At 59.5% G+C, this 19,510-nt stretch carries 14 protein-coding genes, 3 tRNA genes and 1 pseudogene; 9 read left to right on the top strand and 9 right to left on the bottom strand.

Translation table 11 applies throughout. The features are described from left to right. The first annotated feature begins 618 nt into the window (after positions 1–618). Positions 619–4,263, top strand: coding sequence for a nitrate reductase subunit alpha (locus tag NWI_RS10800; RefSeq protein ID WP_011315305.1), 3,645 nt, complete (start codon positions 619–621; stop codon positions 4,261–4,263). Between the two features lie 481 nt (positions 4,264–4,744). Here NWI_RS10800 and NWI_RS10795 read toward each other — a convergent pair whose 3' ends face one another. Next, positions 4,745–6,115 (bottom strand): PQQ-dependent sugar dehydrogenase, encoded by a 1,371-nt coding sequence (locus tag NWI_RS10795; RefSeq protein ID WP_011315304.1) that lies wholly within the window; start codon positions 6,113–6,115, stop codon positions 4,745–4,747. Between the two features lie 604 nt (positions 6,116–6,719). On the opposite strand from NWI_RS10795, the gene NWI_RS17660 reads away from it, so the two are divergent. The 3 genes and pseudogenes from NWI_RS17660 (at position 6,720) to NWI_RS10785 (ending at position 8,815) form a co-directional block, all read left to right on the top strand. After that, positions 6,720–6,899: a hypothetical protein gene (locus NWI_RS17660; RefSeq protein ID WP_148203835.1), complete on the top strand. Its 180-nt coding sequence runs from the start codon at positions 6,720–6,722 to the stop codon at positions 6,897–6,899. A gap of 23 nt (positions 6,900–6,922) precedes the next feature. Then, a pseudogene (locus NWI_RS18265) lies at positions 6,923–6,991 on the top strand (helix-turn-helix domain-containing protein); the annotation flags it as partial. Between the two features lie 78 nt (positions 6,992–7,069). After that, entirely contained in the window at positions 7,070–8,815 is a 1,746-nt protein-coding gene (locus NWI_RS10785) for a SulP family inorganic anion transporter (protein WP_049750579.1), read from the top strand. 533 nt (positions 8,816–9,348) lie between these two features. Here NWI_RS10785 and NWI_RS10780 read toward each other — a convergent pair. Then, positions 9,349–9,423, bottom strand: a tRNA-Thr gene (locus tag NWI_RS10780). 535 nt (positions 9,424–9,958) lie between these two features. On the opposite strand from NWI_RS10780, the gene NWI_RS10770 reads away from it, so the two are divergent. Beyond that, positions 9,959–10,405, top strand: a complete 447-nt coding sequence (locus NWI_RS10770) for a hypothetical protein (RefSeq protein ID WP_011315301.1) — start codon at positions 9,959–9,961, stop codon at positions 10,403–10,405. A gap of 43 nt (positions 10,406–10,448) precedes the next feature. Next, positions 10,449–11,009, top strand: coding sequence for a hypothetical protein (locus NWI_RS10765; RefSeq protein ID WP_011315300.1), 561 nt, complete (start codon positions 10,449–10,451; stop codon positions 11,007–11,009). Between the two features lie 58 nt (positions 11,010–11,067). Here the strand turns inward: NWI_RS10765 and NWI_RS10760 are convergent, their stop codons facing one another. From NWI_RS10760 to NWI_RS17965, 7 genes are all read right to left on the bottom strand, one after another. Next, positions 11,068–11,919 (bottom strand): TrmH family RNA methyltransferase, encoded by an 852-nt coding sequence (locus NWI_RS10760; RefSeq protein ID WP_011315299.1) that lies wholly within the window; start codon positions 11,917–11,919, stop codon positions 11,068–11,070. Positions 11,920–12,379: 460 nt separating this feature from the next. After that, entirely contained in the window at positions 12,380–13,105 is a 726-nt protein-coding gene (locus NWI_RS10755) for a Crp/Fnr family transcriptional regulator (protein ID WP_011315298.1), read from the bottom strand. A gap of 1,356 nt (positions 13,106–14,461) precedes the next feature. Then, positions 14,462–15,405, bottom strand: a protein-coding gene (locus tag NWI_RS17010) for an IS630 family transposase (protein ID WP_187147962.1) whose coding sequence is annotated in 2 segments (ribosomal slippage) — positions 14,462–15,067 and positions 15,070–15,405 — 942 coding nt in all. Because the reading frame shifts where the segments join, the coding sequence is not laid out codon by codon here. Positions 15,406–15,511: 106 nt separating this feature from the next. Then, the gene (locus tag NWI_RS10730; protein WP_041345014.1) at positions 15,512–15,811 is read right to left on the bottom strand and encodes a hypothetical protein; all 300 of its coding nucleotides are present in this window, start codon (positions 15,809–15,811) and stop codon (positions 15,512–15,514) included. A 96-nt stretch (positions 15,812–15,907) separates the two neighbouring features. Continuing rightward, the gene (locus tag NWI_RS17970; protein WP_041345013.1) at positions 15,908–16,144 is read right to left on the bottom strand and encodes a hypothetical protein; all 237 of its coding nucleotides are present in this window, start codon (positions 16,142–16,144) and stop codon (positions 15,908–15,910) included. 549 nt (positions 16,145–16,693) lie between these two features. Then, positions 16,694–16,779, bottom strand: a tRNA-Tyr gene (locus NWI_RS10720). A 240-nt stretch (positions 16,780–17,019) separates the two neighbouring features. Next, positions 17,020–17,196 carry a hypothetical protein gene (locus NWI_RS17965; protein WP_187147966.1) on the bottom strand — a complete coding sequence of 59 codons (177 nt, stop codon included), beginning with the start codon at positions 17,194–17,196 and terminating at the stop codon, positions 17,020–17,022. A 632-nt stretch (positions 17,197–17,828) separates the two neighbouring features. On the opposite strand from NWI_RS17965, the gene NWI_RS10715 reads away from it, so the two are divergent. The 3 genes from NWI_RS10715 to NWI_RS10705 all read left to right on the top strand — a co-directional run bounded on the left by NWI_RS10715 (position 17,829) and on the right by NWI_RS10705 (position 19,508). Further along, the gene (locus NWI_RS10715) at positions 17,829–18,479 is read left to right on the top strand and encodes a M15 family metallopeptidase (protein WP_011315294.1); all 651 of its coding nucleotides are present in this window, start codon (positions 17,829–17,831) and stop codon (positions 18,477–18,479) included. A 119-nt stretch (positions 18,480–18,598) separates the two neighbouring features. Further along, a tRNA-Gly gene (locus NWI_RS10710) sits at positions 18,599–18,672 on the top strand. Positions 18,673–18,992: 320 nt separating this feature from the next. Then, positions 18,993–19,508 (top strand): GTA-gp10 family protein, encoded by a 516-nt coding sequence (locus NWI_RS10705; protein ID WP_244374899.1) that lies wholly within the window; start codon positions 18,993–18,995, stop codon positions 19,506–19,508. The last annotated feature ends 2 nt before the right edge of the window (positions 19,509–19,510 follow it).

The following is a 19,510-nucleotide window of genomic DNA, read 5'->3' as shown; positions in this document are numbered from 1 at the left end:
TCCTGTTCTGCATTCCTGCATTGCGGATCTGCCGACAGCGATCACTTGCCTTCAAAAAGAATGACCAGCGATTGAGAAGATGTCGGAATGTCTTGCTGACGCAATCAAAATCGGCATCAGGGATGCTTACTCAACGTCGTGTAGTTCGTCGACCATCGCGATTACAACAGAGGAGGTCGTCGCATCGCGCATGGATTGGATTATTGCAAAAACGAAAAGCTCAAGCCTATGTTGGAACGTCATCTAGGATTGAGTCCTCCAAGCTGCCGTTAAGGCAATGACTCTCACTGCGGTATAGATCGCGGTGGGAGCACGTACCCCGAACCAATCAGGTTGGCGGATTTCTGTTTGCCTGCGAACGAGCGGGCGGACTCTCGACGCGATTAATCCTGCGCATAACAAACGACGGAGGGAATAGCACCCTCCGGCGAAGGGGAGCTCTTTGCAAAAGGAAAGGCATGATGAGCGGTATCGATATGGTTACACGAAAACCTGCGATCGAATTCATTGACAGAACCGGCGGCTGACTCCGCGGAGCGGTTCGAAGAAGAAGATTGAAGAAGGTGATGTGAGTGACGACAGGCCTCGCGGCCGGTCGAAGGCACTGAGGAGACACTGATGAGCTGGATACTTGACCTCGTTAATCCCCGGGAGCGCAAGTGGGAAGAGTTCTACCGTAATCGCTGGTCCCACGATAACGTCTTCCGCAGTACGCACGGCGTGAACTGCACCGGCGGTTGCTCCTGGGCGATCTACGTCAAGGACGGCATCATCACATGGGAGATGCAGCAGACCGACTATCCGCTGCTTGAGCGCAGCCTGCCGCCCTATGAGCCGCGTGGCTGCCAGCGAGGCATCTCCGCTTCGTGGTACGTCTACAGCCCGATCCGCGTGAAGTATCCGTACATTCGTGGTCCTCTCGCCGACCTCTGGCATGAAGCCAAGGCGTCGTATCCCGATCCCGTGCAGGCCTGGGCGTCGCTGGTCGAAGATGAAGAGAAGCGGAATCGTATCCAGAAGGCGCGCGGCAAAGGTGGCTTCCGCCGTGCCAAGTGGGAAGAGCTGATCGAACTGATCGCGGCGTCCTGTTTATATACTGCGCGCAAGCACGGACCGGACCGGGTGATGGGCTTCTCTCCCATTCCGGCGATGTCGATGCTGTCATTCGCGGCTGGTACACGCTTTCTGTCGCTCTTCGGCGGCGGCTTGATGAGCTTCTACGACTGGTACGCCGACCTGCCGACGTCGTTCCCGGAGATCTGGGGCGACCAGACCGACGTGTGCGAAAGCGCCGACTGGTACAATTCGAAGTTCATCGTCTCGATGGCGTCGAACATGAACATGACGCGCACGCCCGACGTGCACTTCATCTCGGAAGCGCGCACCGAGGGCACCAAGTTCGTGGTTCTCTCGCCGGACTTCAGCCAGATCGCGAAGTACTGCGACGAGTGGATTCCGATCCAGGCGGGTCAGGACACGGCTCTGTGGATGGCGGCCAACCACGTCATTCTCAAGGAGTACTACATCGATCGTCAGGTGCCGTACTTCATCGACTATGTGAAGCGCTATACCGACCTTCCGTTCCTTGTCGAGCTCGAGCCCAACGGCAACACCTACAAGACCGGCCGGCTGCTGCGGTCCAATCGCGTCGCGCGTTACAAGGACGTCGAGAACGGTGAGTGGAAGATGTTGGTGCTCGACACCGCCACCGGCGAGCCGCGCGCGTTCAAGGGCCAGGTCGGCGATCGCTGGGGCTCCACGCACGGCAAGTGGAATCTGTCGGCGGAAGACACGCTCGACAACAGCCCGATCGATCCGGTGCTGAGCTTCATCGATCAGTCGGACGGCGTGGTGCAGGTCGGGTTCGACGACTTCGTGAACGGCAGCGTCGTTTCGCGCGGCGTTCCGGTGAAGCGCATCGCGACCGACAAGGGCGAGGTTCTGGTCACGACCGGCTTCGACATCATGATGTCCCAGTTCGGTCACAGCCGCGGCCTGGAAGGCTCGTTCGCGACCAGCTATGACGATGAGGACGCGCCCTACACGCCGGCATGGCAGGAGCGTCACACCGGCATCGGCCGTGAGACCGCGATCAGGTTCGCGCGTGAATTCGCGACCAACGCCGAGCTCACCAACGGCAAGTCGATGGTGATCGTGGGCGCCAGCGCCAACCACTGGTACTACAACAACCTCTGCTACCGGTCGGCGACGGTCGCCCTGATCCTGTGCGGCTGCTGTGGCGTCAACGGCGGCGGCATCAACCACTATGTCGGCCAGGAAAAGCTGGCGCCGGTTGCGCCATGGTCCACGGTTGCAATGGCTCTGGACTGGAACAAGCCGCCGCGCGTCGTGCAGTCGTCGACCTGGCACTATGCCCATAGCTGTCAGTGGCGCTACGAGCAGGAGTTCACCGAGTATGGCCTGACGGCTCCGAACCCGCGGTGGGCCAAGGGTCATGCGATCGATCTCGAGGCGAAGTCGGTTCGTTGTGGCTGGATGCCGTTTACGCCAAACTTCCATCGTAACCCGATCGAGGTCGTGGCTGAGGCCGAACGTGCCGGCGCGAAGTCGACCGCCGATATTGCGACCTACGTCGCGGATCAGGTCGCAAGCAAAAAACTGGATCTGGCGATCAATGATCCCGATGCCGAGGAGAACTGGCCGCGTGTGTGGTTTATCTGGCGCGCAAACGCGATCCAGTCGAGCGCCAAGGGTCATGAGTTCTTCCTGCGCCATTACCTCGGCGCACATGACAATGTCATCGCTGAGGAGCGTGCCAAAGGCAAGACGACGACGGTCAAGTATCGAGACACGGCTCCTCAGGGGAAGTATGACCTCGTTGTGGACATCAACTTCCGCATGAACACGACAGGGCTGTACTCCGACATCATCCTGCCGACCGCGTTCTGGTACGAGAAGAACGATCTCAACACGACGGATCTGCACTCGTTCCTGCACGTGCTGGGGCAGGCGGTTCCGCCGGTTTGGGAGTCCAAGACGGACTGGGAGATCTTCAAGCTGATCGCGAAGAAGGTCAGCGAGCTGTCTCCGCTGGCGTTCTCCAAGCCGGTGCGTGACATAGTGCTTCAGCCGCTGATGCACGACACCCCTGACGAACTCGCTCAGCCCGAGATTCTTGACTGGGCCGAAGGCGAGTGCAAGCTGGTGCCGGGCAAGTCCTTCCCGCATGTGCGGGTGGTCGAACGCGACTATGCGAACTTGTATAACAAGTTCATTTCGTTCGGACCAAAGGCGCGTGAAGACGGCATCTCAGCGGTCGGCGTGAACATTCCGATCAAGAAGCAGTACGACCAGATGCTGGAAAATCCGATCATGCCGATGCCGGATTCGAGGCATATGCGGTGTGTGGAGTGGGGCGGCAAGCGTTACCCGAGCCTCGAGGATGTTCTCGACGCGTGCAACGTTGTTCTGTTGTGTGCGCCTGTGGCGAATGGTGAGGTCAGCTATCAGGGCTTCGTCAACGAGGAGCAGCATGTCGGACTTCCGCTTGCCGATATTGCCGAACCGACGCGAGGCGTCTCGTCGACATTCTACGATCTGACGCGTCAACCGCGCCGGATCCTGACGAGCCCCTGCTGGACGGGCCTGGTCAACGACGGTCGTGCATATTCCGCCTGGTGTATGAATATTGAACGCCTGGTGCCGTGGCGTACGCTGACGGGCCGGCAGTCGCTGTATCTTGATCATCAGTGGTATCTGGACTTCGGCGAGCACATCCCGACCTACAAGCCGCGCCTCAACCCGCGCAAGACCGGCGACATCGTGAAGAGCCGGGTGGATGACCGCTCGCTGGTGCTGAACTACATCACGCCGCATGGCAAGTGGAACATTCACTCCACCTATAAAGACAACCATCGGCTGCTGATGCTGTCTCGCGGCATGGATCCGGTGTGGATCAATGACCGGGATGCGGAAAAGGTCGGTATCGAGGATAACGACTGGGTCGAAGTCTACAACGACAACGGCGTGGTCGTGACCCGAGCCAACGTCAGCCGTCGAATCCAGCCTGGCACCTGCATGTATTACCACGCGGTCGAGCGCACGGTGTACATTCCGAAGTCCCAGGAACGGAAGTGGCGTGGCGGAGGGCACAACAGTCTGACGCGTATTCGTATCAATCCGTTGTTCCTGGCAGGCGGCTATGCCCAGTTCACCTATGGATGGAATTACTGGGGACCGACCGGCATCTTCACACGCGACACCCATGTCGTCGTGCGCAAGATGGAGAAGGTGGAATGGTAGGTGATGCTACGATGTCTTGATTGACGGAAGGACTTGACGTGTAGTCACATGGGGCCGGGCAAGCGCAAGCGCAAGCGCAAGCGCAAGCGCAAGCATCTGCTCAGCGGAGTAATCTGCTGCCGGCCTCCATCCGTCGGAGTTGATATAGCTCTGGTCAAGGCGCTCGTTGCCAACGCCGAGCTATATATCCCGTGGTCAGGAGATCGTTGAGCAAGCAGGGTTTGCTTGCTCTTGTCATGGGTCAGATTCGAAGGTTAGATAAGGTAAGCGCCCGTCCGCGAGGACGGGCGCTTCAGTTAAAGTGGGAGCTGACCAGTGAAGCTCCGCAGCTTCCCGTTTTTCAGGTTCTGCAATTCCTGAAATTGTCGCGCTCCGGTTCGCGTCGCGGGTCGGCTGATCCTCAACATCTCAGACATCATAATGTTCTCATCGTGAGTTGACGCGTGACCGGGCTCGCAGCAGTTATTGCGCGAAGCGATCACTATGGTTCCGACCCGACGCTTCCGGGGTTTGTCTGGCCGGATTGGCTCGGCGTCACCCGCCAGATACTGTTGCCGACATCGTCCGCCACCAGCAGCGCCCCATCGCGGGCGACAGCAACGCCAACGGGGCGGCCTGCCGCGCTCTCATCAAGACGCAGGAATCCGGTCAGGATATCCCGCGGAGGTCCGGCGGGCTTGCCGTCGCTGAACGGCACGAAGATCACCTTGTAACCGCTGCGCGGCATACGATTCCATGATCCATGCTGGCCGATGAACGCGCCGTTCTTCATTTCAGGCCCGAACAGGCTTCCGCTATTGAAGGTGAGGCCAAGCGCGGCCGTATGGGAGCCGAGTGCATAGTCCGGCTTGATGGCCTTCGCGACCAGGTCAGGTCGACGCGGTTCTATGCGATCGTCGACGTGCTGTCCGAAATAGCTGTATGGCCAGCCATAGAATGCACCCTCCTTCACTGAGGTCATGTAGTCCGGCACGAGATCGCTGCCGATCTCGTCGCGCTCGTTGACCACCACCCACAGTTCGCCGCTGTCGGGTTGCCAGGAGAGCCCGTTAGGATTGCGCAGCCCCGTGGCAAACAGGCGCTTCTGCTTTGTGGCCAGGTCGATTTCATGGACGGCCGCGCGGCCTTCCTCCGCCTCCATGCCGTTCTCGCCGACATTGCTGTTGGAGCCGACGGTGACATAGAGCTTCGTTCCGTCTGGGGATGCGATGACGTCCTTTGTCCAATGGTGATTCAGCCCGGCGGGCAGCTCGGTAATTGTTTCCGGCTTCGCGGTGATTTCCGTTGCGCCTTCCTGATAAGGAAAGGCCACGATGCAGTTGGCGTTGGCGACATAGAGCTTGCCATCGAGCAGCGCCATGCCGAAAGGTGAGAACAGTCCGGTGATGAAGGGCTGCCTTAACTCCGCTACGCCGTCGCCGTCCGCGTCGCGCAGGATGGAGATGCGATTCGCGCTGGGCGTGCTGGCGCCTGCGCTGCTCATCACGAGCTTCGCCACCCAGCGGCGGATGCCCATGCTGCTTTCATCCTGGGGCGGCTTGTTGCTTTCCGCGACAAGCACGTCACCGTTCGGCAGCACATGCAGCCAGCGCGGATGATCAAGTCCATCGGCGAACTGGGACACCGCATAGCCTTGAGCGGCGGTCGGCGTTTCGCCTCGCTTCCACGGCTCGGCCCTGGCCTGGTTCACGGTCGGCAGAATGCGCGGGTCCGGCGGAGGAAGTTTCGGATCAGAACCGTACTGCTCCTCGAGCGCAACGGTCGCCTGTTCCTTCGAGAACAGGATCACGCCCACTCCCGCGATGGCGGCAACGAATGCGATGGCAAGCAAAGAGATAAGCAATTTCTTCACGTCAGGGTGTCCTCTTTCGAGGCTCAACGCCCGCCATCGTCAGCCGTTCCGTTGCCGCTCTGTCACCGAAAGGCATCGGCGGAAAACCGTTGAAAGCCACTTCGTGGTTTCCGGCGCTCCGCTGGGCATAGCGCAGCTATGTTTATCAACGCGGCTGTGTTGATATCAACTTTATTTCCTGCCGGTCGTGGACGGGAGTCGCTCCAGGGACAACCGGCCCATGATCTTCGGTGGCTTCAAGGTTATCAACGAGGCGGATGCCTGACGATCGCCAGCAACGGGGCATTCCAATCGGGCACGAAGTTCATCACCTGGCGCGGCGCGCTTCTCGTCTGCGCGGGGAGGGCGGGATGCCGGCCCAACCTGCGTGGAGCAATCACGGGCGAGGTGCCGAATGGGCGGCTCGGCTGGCGGGTCTATTTCTCCTTCGAAGACATCGACGAGTCTTGGATCGGCTCGGTCAGGCGGGCGTCCGTACCATTCAAAGACCAGATGGGATCCTCTGTCACCGCTTCGCGCGGGTCGCCGGGGACGACCGGGGCGCGCGCTTTGGTCTTGTCGGGCCATGAACCGGTAATGCCGGCGTCATGACGGCCATTTATCCGTGACGGTCGACGGCTTCGTGCCGGTGCCGCGTTCCATTATTTTCCCTTTGGTTTTCAGGAGGAAGACCGATGAAGAACGCCGCAGTTGGCGCGCGTGGACAAAGGCCGGCGAGGGAGCACGACCCTTCATGGGCAAGCTGCGGTTATTTGCCCTACTTGATATCGCGAATGTAAAGTAGGATACATTAGGTGACGGCGAGCCTTGATCACCTCCGCGCAAATGCGTGCTGCACGCGCCTTGTTCGGCATCGACCAGAAGCAATTGGCCGAGGATGTCCGGGGTTTCGCAGCGCGACGGCGACCTACCGGCCCCGGCCGATGATCCCGCCGTTCAACGGCATAAGAAGGGATGCGTATGGCTCCGGTTGAACCGACCTTTGTTGAACAATTCACCCCAAAACTCATTACGGTACTTCGAGAAGGTTATGGGTTCAAGAATTTCCGTGCGGATGTTCTGGCCGGGCTGACCGTCGCCATCGTGGCGATACCGCTCTCGATGGCGATCGCCATCGCTTCCGGAGTGAGCCCGGACCGCGGCTTGTACACCGCGGTCGTCGGCGGGTTCGTCGTCTCGCTTCTTAGCGGCAGCCGATATCAGATCGGAGGCCCCGCGGGCGCGTTTATCGTCCTTGTGTCCGTGACCGTCGCGCTTCACGGGGTGGAAGGGCTGATTCTTGCCACCCTGCTTTCGGGTTTCATCCAACTCGCGATCGGGCTGCTCAGGTTCGGGACCTACATTAAGTATATTCCGTTTCCCGTGACGATTGGATTCACGGCGGGCATTTCCGTGATCATCTTTGCCAGCCAACTCACCGAATTGCTGGGTCTCACTCTTGCGCAAAAAGAGCCGGGGGAATTGATTCCCAAGCTGATGGCGATTGGTGAGGCGCTGCCGACCATCAGCACCGCTGCGGTGGGGGTCTCCCTGCTGTCTATCGCGGTAATCGTCGCGATACGCCGTTTCCGTCCCCGCTACCCCGCGATGCTGATTGCGGTCGGTATTGCCTCGGTTGCGGTCTGGGCGCTCGGCCTGCCGGTCGAGACGATCGGCACTCGTTTCGGTGGCATTCCTCAAACGTTGCCGACACCCGCGCTCCCCGTAATCTCGCTGGAGAAAATCACGGAGGTGCTGCCCGCGGCTCTGTCCTTCGCGTTGCTGGGATCGATCGAAAGCCTGTTATCGGCGGTGGTCGCCGACTCCATGAGCGGGCACCGCCACCGTTCCAACTGCGAGCTTATGGCGCAGGGTTTCGCCAACATTGCCGCTCCGCTGTTTGGCGGCTTCTGCGTAACCGGTACCATCGCCCGCACGGCGACGAATATACGCTCTGGTGCACACGGTCCGATCGCGGGCATGCTGCATGCGGTGTTTTTGCTGCTGTTCATGCTGATCGCCGCGCCATTGGCTTCGTTCATCCCGCTGGCCGCGCTTGGAGCGGTGCTGGCCGTGGTGGCGTGGAACATGGCTGAAAGGCACGCATTCGCGATGCTGCTGCGCGCTTCGCGCAGCGACGCGGTGATACTGATGACGACGTTCCTGCTGGTGATCTTCCGCGATCTCATCGAGGGCATTCTCGTCGGATTCGGTATCGGCGCGCTCTTGTTCCTGCATCGCATGGCGCAGTCGGTGAAAGTCGAGAATGCACGTTCACCGATCGACGATGACAAGTCGGACACCGTCGATGGTAACGGCCGCAAGTCATATGATGTTGATCTTGACGCTGATCCCGCCGTGGCCGTTCACCGGATTTCCGGGGCGTTCTTTTTCGGGGCAGCGGCGAATGTCGGCGAGGAACTCGACCGTCTTGATGAGCACGCCAAAGCCTATGTCATCGATTTCTCGGAGGTGTCGATGATCGACTCTTCCGGAGCCGCGACGATCGAGGGTGTCATGCACAAGGCCCATCGCCGGAAAGCGCCCGTCTATATTGTCGGAGCACGCCCCGCGATCCGGCGTACGTTGTTGGTTCACGGCGTAAAGCCGCCTTACGTGAGATTCCGCAACGATCTGACTGAAGCCGTGGGAGCCGCGCATAACAGGACGGCGCATGGCAGGCGGCGCGGCGCCGAGGAAGAGGAGGTGGCGGCGGCGTGAGCCGCCTCCGGCCACAACCGCTGGAGCGGCGCATGTTCGTTCGGACATGGTAAAGAGCAGGACGGCCGCGCTGCCCCGGTTGCGAGAGGGCGGGCGGCTCTAGCCTCATGCGTCGTCATTATCCTTCTCGCTGGAAGGCGTTGCATCCGGCGGAATCATTGTGTGGCTCGCTTCTATAGCGTTTTCGAGCGACGTGGGTACCGGTTCGCGTGAAGGAAACGCGTCAAAACAATTGAGAGCTTCGCTTCTGATTCAATCAGAAGCGAACATGCTCCAGGCAACAGCCGGTCCCGATAATCGACCAGCCGCATGACATTCGCTGCTTCGGCCGAGGCTGCCATCCATACGGGACATTGGGCGACCCTGATATCGGCGGCGGCAACGACCTAGCGCCTCGCTCACGCCATCACCCCTCATCCTGGTCGGGTGTATCGGGAGAGGGAAGCTCTGGACTTGCGGCCCGGTGGCGGAGACCCCGTGGAAGACATGCTGTTCTCTGATCGCGCTCATGCGAGGCGCGGCGAGAGGGGAAATGGTGCCGGCGGAGAGGATCGAACTCCCGACCTTCGGTTTACAAAACCGCTGCACTACCGCTGTGCTACGCCGGCCTGGATCATGATGATTTTGGATCGAATCGATCCAAAATCGATCATGAACGTGATCATATCAATATTCTGAGAGAACTGGGGTGCGGGCGGAAGACCGCGCCACACTTTTCCTCATTCCACTCCGCTCTTGAACATGATCCGATCATGTTGAATCGAACCATGCTCCCGAAATTGTTTTCGGACCGCATTTTCTTGTGGCGAACCGGTATCTATCCTTAGGGTTCAAGCCCGAGGACATGCTTCGCTCGAAACGCTCCGCGACAAGACGATAAACCAAAACACGGGTGGACAACAGCGGCGCGGGCCCCGGGATCACTGGCGCCTCTGGGTACACGAAGCCTGCTTATGGCGGCATGTCGGTATCGTCAATGCCTGGGGCTCGCGGGACCCCGCGTTAACGGTTCGACAGCAGGTTCGTTCGCATTTGAACCCCCGCGCATCACGTCACGTTAGGCTTACTGCAAGTTTCGGTGGCAGCCTTAACTCTTGCCGGCGTCGGTTCGATTAGGATTTGCCGTAACCCGGGAATCCAGTGATGCGCATCGGATTAGTGCTGGCTGTTCTGATCGGAACCTCGTTGACGGCGGTGGCCGGCAGCGGTCCGGTGATTGTAATTCCCGGACGTCCCGGCGTTCCCGTCATCATCAACGGTGTCGACGCATCCTATGCCGTGGTCGAGGGCGACTGGGGGCTTGGCAGGAGGATGCAACCGCGGCCCACGGTGTATGGCGGACGCTACGTCGATGACGACCCGTATGTCGGTCATTACTATCCGAGCCTTGGCCGCTCGCCCGGCTATGGCCGCCTCGAAATCGAGCCGCCGCCCAATCGCAAACCGCCGCGGCGCGCCGAAAGTTTTCATCAGTCGTGGTCGGCCCGTTCCAACCCGACGCCTGCGCAATCCGACATCCCGCAGATGCCGCCTCCGGTGATCCTCGCGCCCCGGATCGGGCCGTCGGGTTTACCTCCCGGCGTTCGTTGAGATCCACGGCAAAAACAGAACAGAAAAACAGCAGGAGAGAGTCATGCGTCAGATGGTTTCCGGACTGGTCGCGGCTGCGGCCATGGTGGCCGCAAGCGTCGCGCCCGCGATGGCATGCGGAGGGTGGTACACGGGCGGATGCGCTTCATGTCTCTCGTATGGCTCCTGCGCATGGGGTTATGGTCCCGGCTATTACGGCGCCGGCTTCGCCAGCTATGAGCACCTGCCTTCTCCGACGCAATACTACTATGTCAATCAGGGGCCGGCCTTCAGTGGTCCCGGCAACTTCGCGCCGGTGCCGACCTATCAGGAAAGCGCCGTCGCCGGATGGAACGCCTACAGCCGTCCCTATTACTATCCCTATGACGGCGGCCGTTACGCCCACGCCATGCACCACTATTATGATGGCGCGCCGGCGGCCGGACCGGTCATATATAGCTATCGCTGGAATCGGAACCGGCAGGGCGTCCACCCGCATAGTCGCCGTCATCTGCGTTACGGCCATGCTTCACGCGATGGCCATCGCGCCGCCCTTCCGCGTGTGATCTACGGATCGGATCATCATCATGGCTACCGTCATGCCGTGCAGTATCGCCACGACTGACCGGCGCGCCCGATGAATGAAACGCTTGCGATGTCCGATGTGATCTGGCGTCGCGCCGTCAGTGCATGAGGCCGAGACGGCTGGCGCCGATATAAAGCGCCAGCACCGCGGCGTTCGAGACGTTCAGGCTCTTGATGTGGCCGGGCATGTCGAGGCGCGCAACCGCGCTGCATGTGTCGCGCGTCAATTGCCGTAGACCTTTGCCTTCGGCGCCCAGCACCAGAGCCAATGGCTCCCGCAACGGGACGGCGGCGAGATTTTCGCTGCCGGCGCTGTCGAGGCCGACCGTCATGAAGCCGCGGTCGTTCAGCCCGGCCAGCGCTCGCGCCAGATTCTGCACCAGCACCAGCGGCACGATCTCCAGCGCGCCGGAGGCGGACTTCGCGAGCACGCCGGTGGCCTCGGGACTGTGGCGTGCTGTGGTGACGATCGCCTTCACCGAAAAAGCCGCGGCCGATCGCATGATCGCGCCGACATTGTGCGGATCCGTAATCTGGTCGAGCACCAGCACGATGCCTTCCTGCGTCAGCGTCTCGATATCGGGCGAGGGCAGGGGATCAGCTTCGGCGAGCAGTCCCTGATGCACCGCGTCGGGGCCGAGGCGCTGGTCGATCGCACTCGGCCGGACGATCTCGGGCGTGATCGGGGTGTCGATATTCTCATGCGTGAGCCGTCGCGCGGCGTTTTCCGTGACGAGCAGTTTTCGGATGCGGCGGCGAGGATTGGCCAGCGCGGCTGTCACCGTATGCCAGCCGTAGAGCACCGCCGGACCATCGGGGCTGGTCTCGCGAGCCTTCCGCGCCGAGCCACGCTTTGGCTGATGGTTCCGGCCTCCGGCCTCCTTGGTGTGAATGTCGCTCCGCGGGCGTGAAGCCCGCCGGAATCGCGGCTCTCGATCACGATCGCTCATGTAGGCGTGTCTCGGACGGTGCGGAATCTATCGAGAATCGTAAACTTGGAGATCTGAAATAGTGGAGGCCGGAGAAACCTGCGAAGCTGTGAGGCGTCTTATCTCCAGACGGCTATCATAACCGGATATCCGTCGCCATCCGTCACTCGCCTGTTTGAGGTTATTTTTGCATTCAGTTGGTTATGGATGAGCCAGCGTTTGTAGTGACGGCATCTTCGTACCCTATGGCTTCTTCTCTCCGTAACCCGGAAACGGAACGTAGAGTAGCGCGGGGCGAAGACGTCGTTGACCGCCGACATTGCCTGCCGATTTGAGCCTGGGTTTTTAGAGCGTTTTTCAAGCGAAGTGGATGACCTGTTCGCGTGAAGAAAACGCGTCAAAACAACAATATAGAGCCTCGCTTCTGATTACATCAGAAGCGAAAAGGCTCTAGAAAGCGCCCGTGCGAGGATTGTGCCGTTTAACCGGCGGATTGCCGAAGCGCTTCTAGATTCAGAACATCGATGTGACGGTGAGAGGAAATCCTGATCACCCCGACTCGCCGCAGTCGCGTGAGTTCGCGCGAAACGGTTCCAATCGTCAAACCGAGAAAGTCGCCCATTTCCGCTCGCGTAAGCGGAAGATCGAAAGCCGTGGCGGCGTTCCCTCTTGAAAACGGATCGATCTGCCGAACCATCATCATCAGAAAGCTGGCCACCTTTTCACGCGCCGTCTTTCGTCCCAGCGCCAGCATCCACTCGCGACCCTGATCGACCTCGCGCAGGGCCTGGTGAAGCAGCTTGGTTTCGAGGGCCGGATTTTTTTCGAGCATCTTCCGCAGCGCGTTTCTGGTTATGCTGCAGACCTCAACGCCTGAACAGGCTTCGACGCGGACAGGGCTCTCGTCTTGATGGAGACGTCCGACAAAATCGGGTGCGAATTGAAGTCCGACGATCTGTTGGCGGCCATCGGCCATTGTCTTGGTCAGCTTGAGCACACCGCGCATGACATTCGCGTAGGCCCTGATCGATCCCTGTTCCTGCAGGAGAACATCGCCGGCGGATACCTTCACGACACGCGTATGCTTGGCAAAATCCACTAACTCATTGGCGTTGAGCGCGCCGCACATGCCTTTGTGTCGTACCTCACAACTCTGACAGAGCTTCGGCACATCGGAGTTATGGATGTCCTTCCGGGACGTGCTCATATCGCTCCAGCTTGAGGTTAACCGTATGCCGGGAAACCGCTTTTTCGACGAACTGGCGGTTCCATCGATCGGAGCCTGCATCCCGCAAATCTTCCTGTCTTTGTGATCGCGCAAAGTCGGCCCGAATTGTTGCGCAACGCACTCTTGGAGTTCGCCAGGTCACCGCCGCAAGGGATAGGAACGATCATTTGCGCTGCTGCGTTATGCCGCAGTCGTATCGCAGGTATGCCGATTTTGCACTGCGCGGGAGATCGAAGCCCTGTTATCTGTTTGTTCAGCTTTCATAGCGGAGCGACTGCGAAACTTTCGGGTTCCCCTTGATGGCTAGGACGCGCCGGTTAGGCCGCCTGCGGACGCGCACAGAGGTTTCTCGCCGCTAAATGAAGCTTAAGCCGCCATGGAGGGCGCATTGCTGGTCCTGGATAACAACCTGTTCCCGAACGATAACCTTGTCTCGAACGATAACAGTCTTCCCAAGGCACGGAACAACAACCCTGCCGGTTGGGCTATAGCGTGCTCTGTTATCTTGCTGATGGCCAGCCTCGTGTATGTCACGAACGGGCTCGGCCCCCATGACATGCCCCACGAACAGCGGGCGGCGGTTCACGTTCAGCTTCATTGATGAGCTTGAGTTCAACCGCGAATGCTGCGGACCCTTTTCTAATCAGAGGCTGTCAGCCTGGTCTGAGTGTCTGATAGGAAGAGGGAATAGTTTGCTTGAACTTTTATCGAATTTCGGCACGCCAGCGTATTAGCCGACGCCGCCGGCGAACAGGGTTCCGCCGCGCGTACGTAAAAGTGTGATTTCACCAAAGCGCTGCTACTATAGCCGCTGCTACTATAGCCAACGCGACTTGTTGAGAGCTGGAGTCTGTTTCAACTGCGTTGAAGTTGAATCAGACTCGTCGCTTGTCTTTCTGTCGAGCAGGATCTTATCCGAAACCGGTTTCCACTTTTCGGGATCATGCTCTAGAAGCTAGCCGCCGCTACGATAAGCCCGGACCCCACGAGAGCCGCCACAAGTCCGAAGCCGCCCGCGAAAAGGAACAGCCTGCTGGTCGGGTCCTGAGGCATTCGGGCATCACTGTCTTCATCCATGCTGACCTCCTCATTTTTCAGGTTCACGCGGACCAACTCGGAGATCGGTCCGTTTGAGGCCAATGCGCTGGGGCAGGGCGCGTTCCTGGATCACGGATGTGTGGTTGAGCCGCAATGTTTTACAGCCGCCGTTGCGGCTACGATGATAGGACGTTCCGGAAAAGGCGTCCCCGTAGATACGACGGCCTTTTCGACCGGAGCGGAGAAATCCTGCCGTCGTGTTCTCCGCTCCGGCGCGGGTTCTAGAGCATGATGAGTTTAGATTTGGTTGTATCCTGCATTGACGAAGTAGTTGGCGCATTCAGCCGGTGCAACGGTTTCGAGGATCGGAGCGATAGCATTGTAGACGGCCTCGGTGGTTCGCTGCGCGGCTTTGCGTAGCCAGTGTTTGAACTTGGCAAAGAACTGCTCGATCGGGTTCAGATCAGGCGAGTATTTCGGCAGGTAGAAGAGCCGGGCACCGGCGGCACGGATGACGCGACGCACGGCGCTGGCCTTGTGCGAGCCGAGGTTGTCCATAATGACGATGTCGCCGTGCCGCAGGGTCGGGACCAGAACCTTCTCGATGTAGAGAAGGAAGGCTTCGCCGTTGATCGGCCCCTCGATGAACCACGGCGCGGTGATGCGATCGTGGCGCAGAGCGGCCATAAAGGTCATGGTCTGCCAGCGGCCATGCGGCACCTTGGCTCTGATGCGTTGACCGCGCGGCGCCCAGCCCCGCAGCGGCGCCATATTGGTTTTGGTCCAGGTCTCATCGATGAACACCAGCCGAGTGGGATCAATCCGATCTCGATACTTGGTCCATTGCGCTCGCCGACGGGCGACATCGGGACGATCCTGCTCTGCAGCAATCAGCGTCTTTTTTTGTAACTGAGCTTCACAGCGTGAACGAACTCCCACATCGTGCGGTAATCGACCTTAAGGCCACGCTCGGCAAGTTCGGCCACCAGCCCGCGCACGGTAAAGTCCTTTCGGCACCGTTGCAGCAGCCATTCGCGGTGCGGCCCCGCAATCTTCTTTGGCCTATAGCCGCCGATCTGGCTTGGCGCGACGCTGCCGGTCTCGTGGAAGCGTTGTACCCAGTTGATCGCCGTGCTGATGCCCACCCCAAACTGGGCCGCAGCCTGATGCCGCGACAGGCCGCCTTTAACGACAGCACGCACTACCCGCTCACGAAGGTCGTTCGAATAGGCTCGTCCCATCCATGCTGGCCTCCTTCCCAGTCAGCATGTTGAATCAGATGAATTCTGATTTGGGAATCTCAATCGATTCAAAATAAACCCATCCCGCTCTAGTTGAAGGACACGTTCATTTTTCTGGCGGGGTAGGCTTCTCTGGTTTTTGTCCCAGGAGCTTGGTGATCTCGGTGATGCTGTCGGCGGCGTTGTCATCTGTACCGAGGAGGCCGATCAGTCTCTTGTCTCGCTCCTCATCCAGAATCGCATTCGTCGCCATGACAGTTTCAATGTCGCTGGCGAGCTTGCGATAGGTCGCTGCGAGCATCTCGAAGACCTCGCGCTTTTTATCGTTGAGCGTACTCTTGCTGATCGTGATGCAATGTTCAGAATCGGCGAGAAGCTTATCCAGGTACAGCTTCAAGTCTTTCATGTGCTTCGCTTCGGTCCTTGTTGAAAGGGGCACGAAACCTAACCTGTTTCGTGATCACACGGAAGTATTTCGCCTGTGGCTGACGCGCCGGCGAACCTATTCACCGGTGCGGCGTTGTGCAGTGATGCAGAAATCGTCGCGAAGATGGGCCCCCACCGAGGATGAACGGTTGATCGCGCTGAGGGAGCAGGGCGTAGGTACGGCGGCAATCGCCAAGAAACTCGGCCGGACTGAAAGCTCGGTCAGCAGTCGGCTGACGATCCTGAGACGACGCGCGGCATCATCTACGAAGAATCGGTATCCGTCGGCGGCATCAGACTGCTGTTGATCCATCTCATGGTTCTTGCGTCGACCAAGGAGTCGCATTCGATGCACCGCGGAATTCGCGGCCCGGCTCCGTTTGACGGCAAGGCCATGGCCAGCAGTTTCTTGCAGACAGGACAGTTCTTACGTTGGACAGTCTGGCCCATGCCGCGATCCTTCCATTTGAGGGAGGCTGGAGCGCAACTCGCGTTCTCATCGTCGATAGAAAGCCATGTGCCGCGCAATGCAGACACAGTAACGCACATTCAAACTCCTGATGTCTGTCCAAAAGTGCACAGAGCGGACGGTTTGCGCGGTTGTGAAGGTTCCGCGAGGGGTAGGTTATGAGAACGCCATATTGAGCTCTGACCAATGTCACGCCATGCGCGATGTCTCGAACGATCGGATGCTTTCTCTAACGCTAATCCGAAGAGGCTGAGTTCTATTTGAACTCTCCAGAATGCACTCCACGGATAAACCCGGACGATGGCGGACGAACGCTCATACACAGGCCATACCGCAAAGCGAAAGGCTCACTTCGAAGGCGGGCTGATCTCTACTGTAAGTGGTTGAAATAATTGGTGGGGGAGGCAGGACTCGAACCTGCGAAGCCATGAGGCGGCTGATTTACAGTCAGCTCCCTTTGCCACTCGGGACACTCCCCCGCAACGCCTTCGGATGTCACCTGCGGAAAGCGGCCCGATCGACCATGCATGGATGACATCAGAGGCACTTGCCCGGATGCCGAGCGTGCGGTTGCGCGCGTTTATGAGCGAAGCGTGCTGGAAAAGTCAACCGAGCGCTCGCGGGAAGAGTGAACTTCCGCGTATCCGATGGTGGAAATGACCACTATTCAAGGCTCACGGCTGGAGCGCGGCGCTTTTGTTCGCTGTCCGGTCCGCTGTTCACTGCGCATATTCGAAGATCGCGAATACCACAGCCAGCACCACGAACAGCGCCACGCCGGCAACCAGACCGATTTTACCTCCCCTGGTGCGGTCATGCACTTTATTCCCGCCGGTGCCCTCGTGGCTGCCCTCGAATTCTCGCGAAGAACTGCGCCATTCCCAAAAATCGTTCATTGTTCGCCTCCGTCGTCTCGAACGCCTCGTTATTCAAGCGCGCTTCCGCCCGAAGCCAACTCAGGATTCCTGGACCGGAAGCGCGATCATTGAAGCTACCACGAACAACGACGGTGGACGGCTTATGCACCTCGCTCAGGGGTATTGTTTCCAATCAGCCCAAGAAGGAGCTTTGGGTCACGTGCAAGCTAACCTTACTTAGGCACGGGGAGGGGAAACCACCAGCGAAGTTGATGCCAAGAACGCATTCTCAACGTGATCATTTCCGGTGGCGTGCGTCTCCCGCTTTGAAACGGACGATCGCGCGGTGCGGCTGGCGGGTGCCCAAACATCCTGTGAGCCATCTTCTTCGCGGCTCGCGTAAAGCTCCGGGTTCGGTCTGGCTCGGCCCGCGCGCTTCCTGTTGATTTAGTTCGACTTTTTGTCGCGCCACCGGCCGCTGTTGCGGCGCTAGATCCAGGCGATCCGGAATTAACCGTCAAACCTAGTTCATTTGCCTGTTCGCGTCTAGCTGGACAGGACATACCCACAGGTCCTAGTTACCGCCCACCATGACCAGCGGTTCCGTGCCGGACATTCCAGAGCAGGGCTTAGTTCCCGCGTTCCCTCACTCCAGCATTCCGGGAGATATGATGATCCGACTGCTTATTGCATCGGCGATGATTTGCATTGTCGCCACGCCGTCGTCGGCCAGGTCTTTTTCAAAGAAGTGGCAGACTGCTCAGGGCTGTGACGCCATGCGTCCCTGCCATGGCGACTGGAGCGCGCTGTACGGCTCGGCACAGCACCCTCATGGGCATGTTCGCCGTTATGCGGTCCGGCACAGGGGCCGCCATTCGCACAGGCGAATTCCCAGCGGGCTTGCGCGAGTCATGGCTGAAGGTGCGGGGAGAGCCGTCGGTGTGGTCCGCTCCACCTCGGGCGCCACGGCGCGCGTCGCCAACCGCGCGACTGGCGCTTTCCAATGTCTGGTATCGGCTCTTGACCGGCAAGGCTATCCGATCCGTTTCATGGGCGGCTGGCGGGCGCACGGAAGTGTGCGTGGCTCGCTGCATCCCGCGGGGCTGGCGCTTGATATCAACCAGTACGGACGAAACGTTACGCGGCCGCGTATGCCCCGCAATGAAATCGCACTGGCGAACTCCTGCGGATTGATCGCGGGCGCGCAGTGGTCAAACGCCGACAGCGGCCATTTCCAGCTCGGGGGCTGGAGCGGAAAGGGACGGCATGAGACCCGCCGCCGCTATCACCGCGGCGCGCGCTACGCCAACGCGCGATGGTGATGGCGGTTTCCGTGAACGAACTGCTGCATGTCTGAAGCCCTCTGCCTTTTGTTGCTGGATGCTCGTTCCCTTGCAGGATGGTTGAGAGGCCCGGCGCGACGTGATAGGTGACGGTGGTCGCGGGTGTAGCTCAATGGTAGAGCAGCAGCCTTCCAAGCTGAATACGAGGGTTCGATTCCCTTCACCCGCTCCAGAAGGATTTTGATGCAGCAAGACGAGGCCACCCTTTCCGGCGCCGGGTGATGCCCGTAATTATCATGAAGGTGATCGCCGGTTGCTCAGTTGACCCACATGGCTAGCCGGAGCAGCCAAGCCATCGCCTGATCCTCCCGGAACGCGGTATCAGACTGGCCGATGCGGGATATTCGGCGGGAGAGCATCACAATAGAATCAGCCGGCCGCGTCACCTACATAACCCCAAGATGGTGCAGTCTGCCTTCGTATATCGCCGCCTGCCGGGCTGCGGTCTGGAATCGCAGGCTAGTCGACCCGGTGCTTTTCGTTTCTGATTGAATGAGAAGCGAAGCCCGAAATTGTTGTTCTGACGCGGTTTCTTCACGCGAACCGGTATCCGCTTCGCTCGAAAACGCTATAAGTGATCGAAGAGGTTCTGAGATGACCAAACAAAGCACCAATCCTTGCGCTCGCCAGATCAGTTTTGCCGGCAAGGTTCGCACCTTCAATCTGAACGATCCCAAGGTGTCCGCCATGATCGCAGGCGGAGCAAAATTGAAGCAGGTCGCGAGGATGATCACGATTTCCCGCCTCGGCATTGGCAGAGCCCCGCTGGCCGGACCCTACGGCGACACCGCGGCGGCTTGCCACAAACGCTTTCTTGAAAAGATCTATTCGGCGACCGACGTGGAGAATGTCATCACTCTCGGGCTGATCGGCGGCGGGATGCCCGAAGATGAAGCCTTTGCGCTTGTTGATGAGCATGTCGTCGGTAAGCCGCTCGAGGCCAACGCGTTGATCGCATCGGAAACCATTGCTGCGTTGTTCGCTGATAAAGAGGATGCGCAGGCATAGCG

The organism is Nitrobacter winogradskyi Nb-255, assembly GCF_000012725.1.
GTDB lineage: Bacteria > Pseudomonadota > Alphaproteobacteria > Rhizobiales > Xanthobacteraceae > Nitrobacter > Nitrobacter winogradskyi.
The sequence above is the reverse complement of the archived record's forward strand: the minus strand, read 5'-3'. Positions and strand labels throughout refer to the sequence as shown.

What these genes read in the sequence shown, in the direction of transcription:
- NWI_RS10800 (WP_011315305.1), top strand. Translation starts at nt 619, where the DNA reads ATGAGCTGGATACTTGACCTCGTTAATCCCCGGGAGCGCAAGTGGGAA.
- NWI_RS10785 (WP_049750579.1), top strand. Translation starts at nt 7,070, where the DNA reads ATGCGTATGGCTCCGGTTGAACCGACCTTTGTTGAACAATTCACCCCA.
- NWI_RS10770 (WP_011315301.1), top strand. Translation starts at nt 9,959, where the DNA reads ATGCGCATCGGATTAGTGCTGGCTGTTCTGATCGGAACCTCGTTGACG.
- NWI_RS10765 (WP_011315300.1), top strand. Translation starts at nt 10,449, where the DNA reads ATGCGTCAGATGGTTTCCGGACTGGTCGCGGCTGCGGCCATGGTGGCC.
- NWI_RS10760 (WP_011315299.1), bottom strand. Translation starts at nt 11,919, where the DNA reads ATGAGCGATCGTGATCGAGAGCCGCGATTCCGGCGGGCTTCACGCCCG.
- NWI_RS10755 (WP_011315298.1), bottom strand. Translation starts at nt 13,105, where the DNA reads ATGAGCACGTCCCGGAAGGACATCCATAACTCCGATGTGCCGAAGCTC.
- NWI_RS10730 (WP_041345014.1), bottom strand. Translation starts at nt 15,811, where the DNA reads ATGAAAGACTTGAAGCTGTACCTGGATAAGCTTCTCGCCGATTCTGAA.
- NWI_RS17970 (WP_041345013.1), bottom strand. Translation starts at nt 16,144, where the DNA reads ATGGATCAACAGCAGTCTGATGCCGCCGACGGATACCGATTCTTCGTA.
- NWI_RS17965 (WP_187147966.1), bottom strand. Translation starts at nt 17,196, where the DNA reads ATGAACGATTTTTGGGAATGGCGCAGTTCTTCGCGAGAATTCGAGGGC.
- NWI_RS10715 (WP_011315294.1), top strand. Translation starts at nt 17,829, where the DNA reads ATGATCCGACTGCTTATTGCATCGGCGATGATTTGCATTGTCGCCACG.
- NWI_RS10705 (WP_244374899.1), top strand. Translation starts at nt 18,993, where the DNA reads ATGAGAAGCGAAGCCCGAAATTGTTGTTCTGACGCGGTTTCTTCACGC.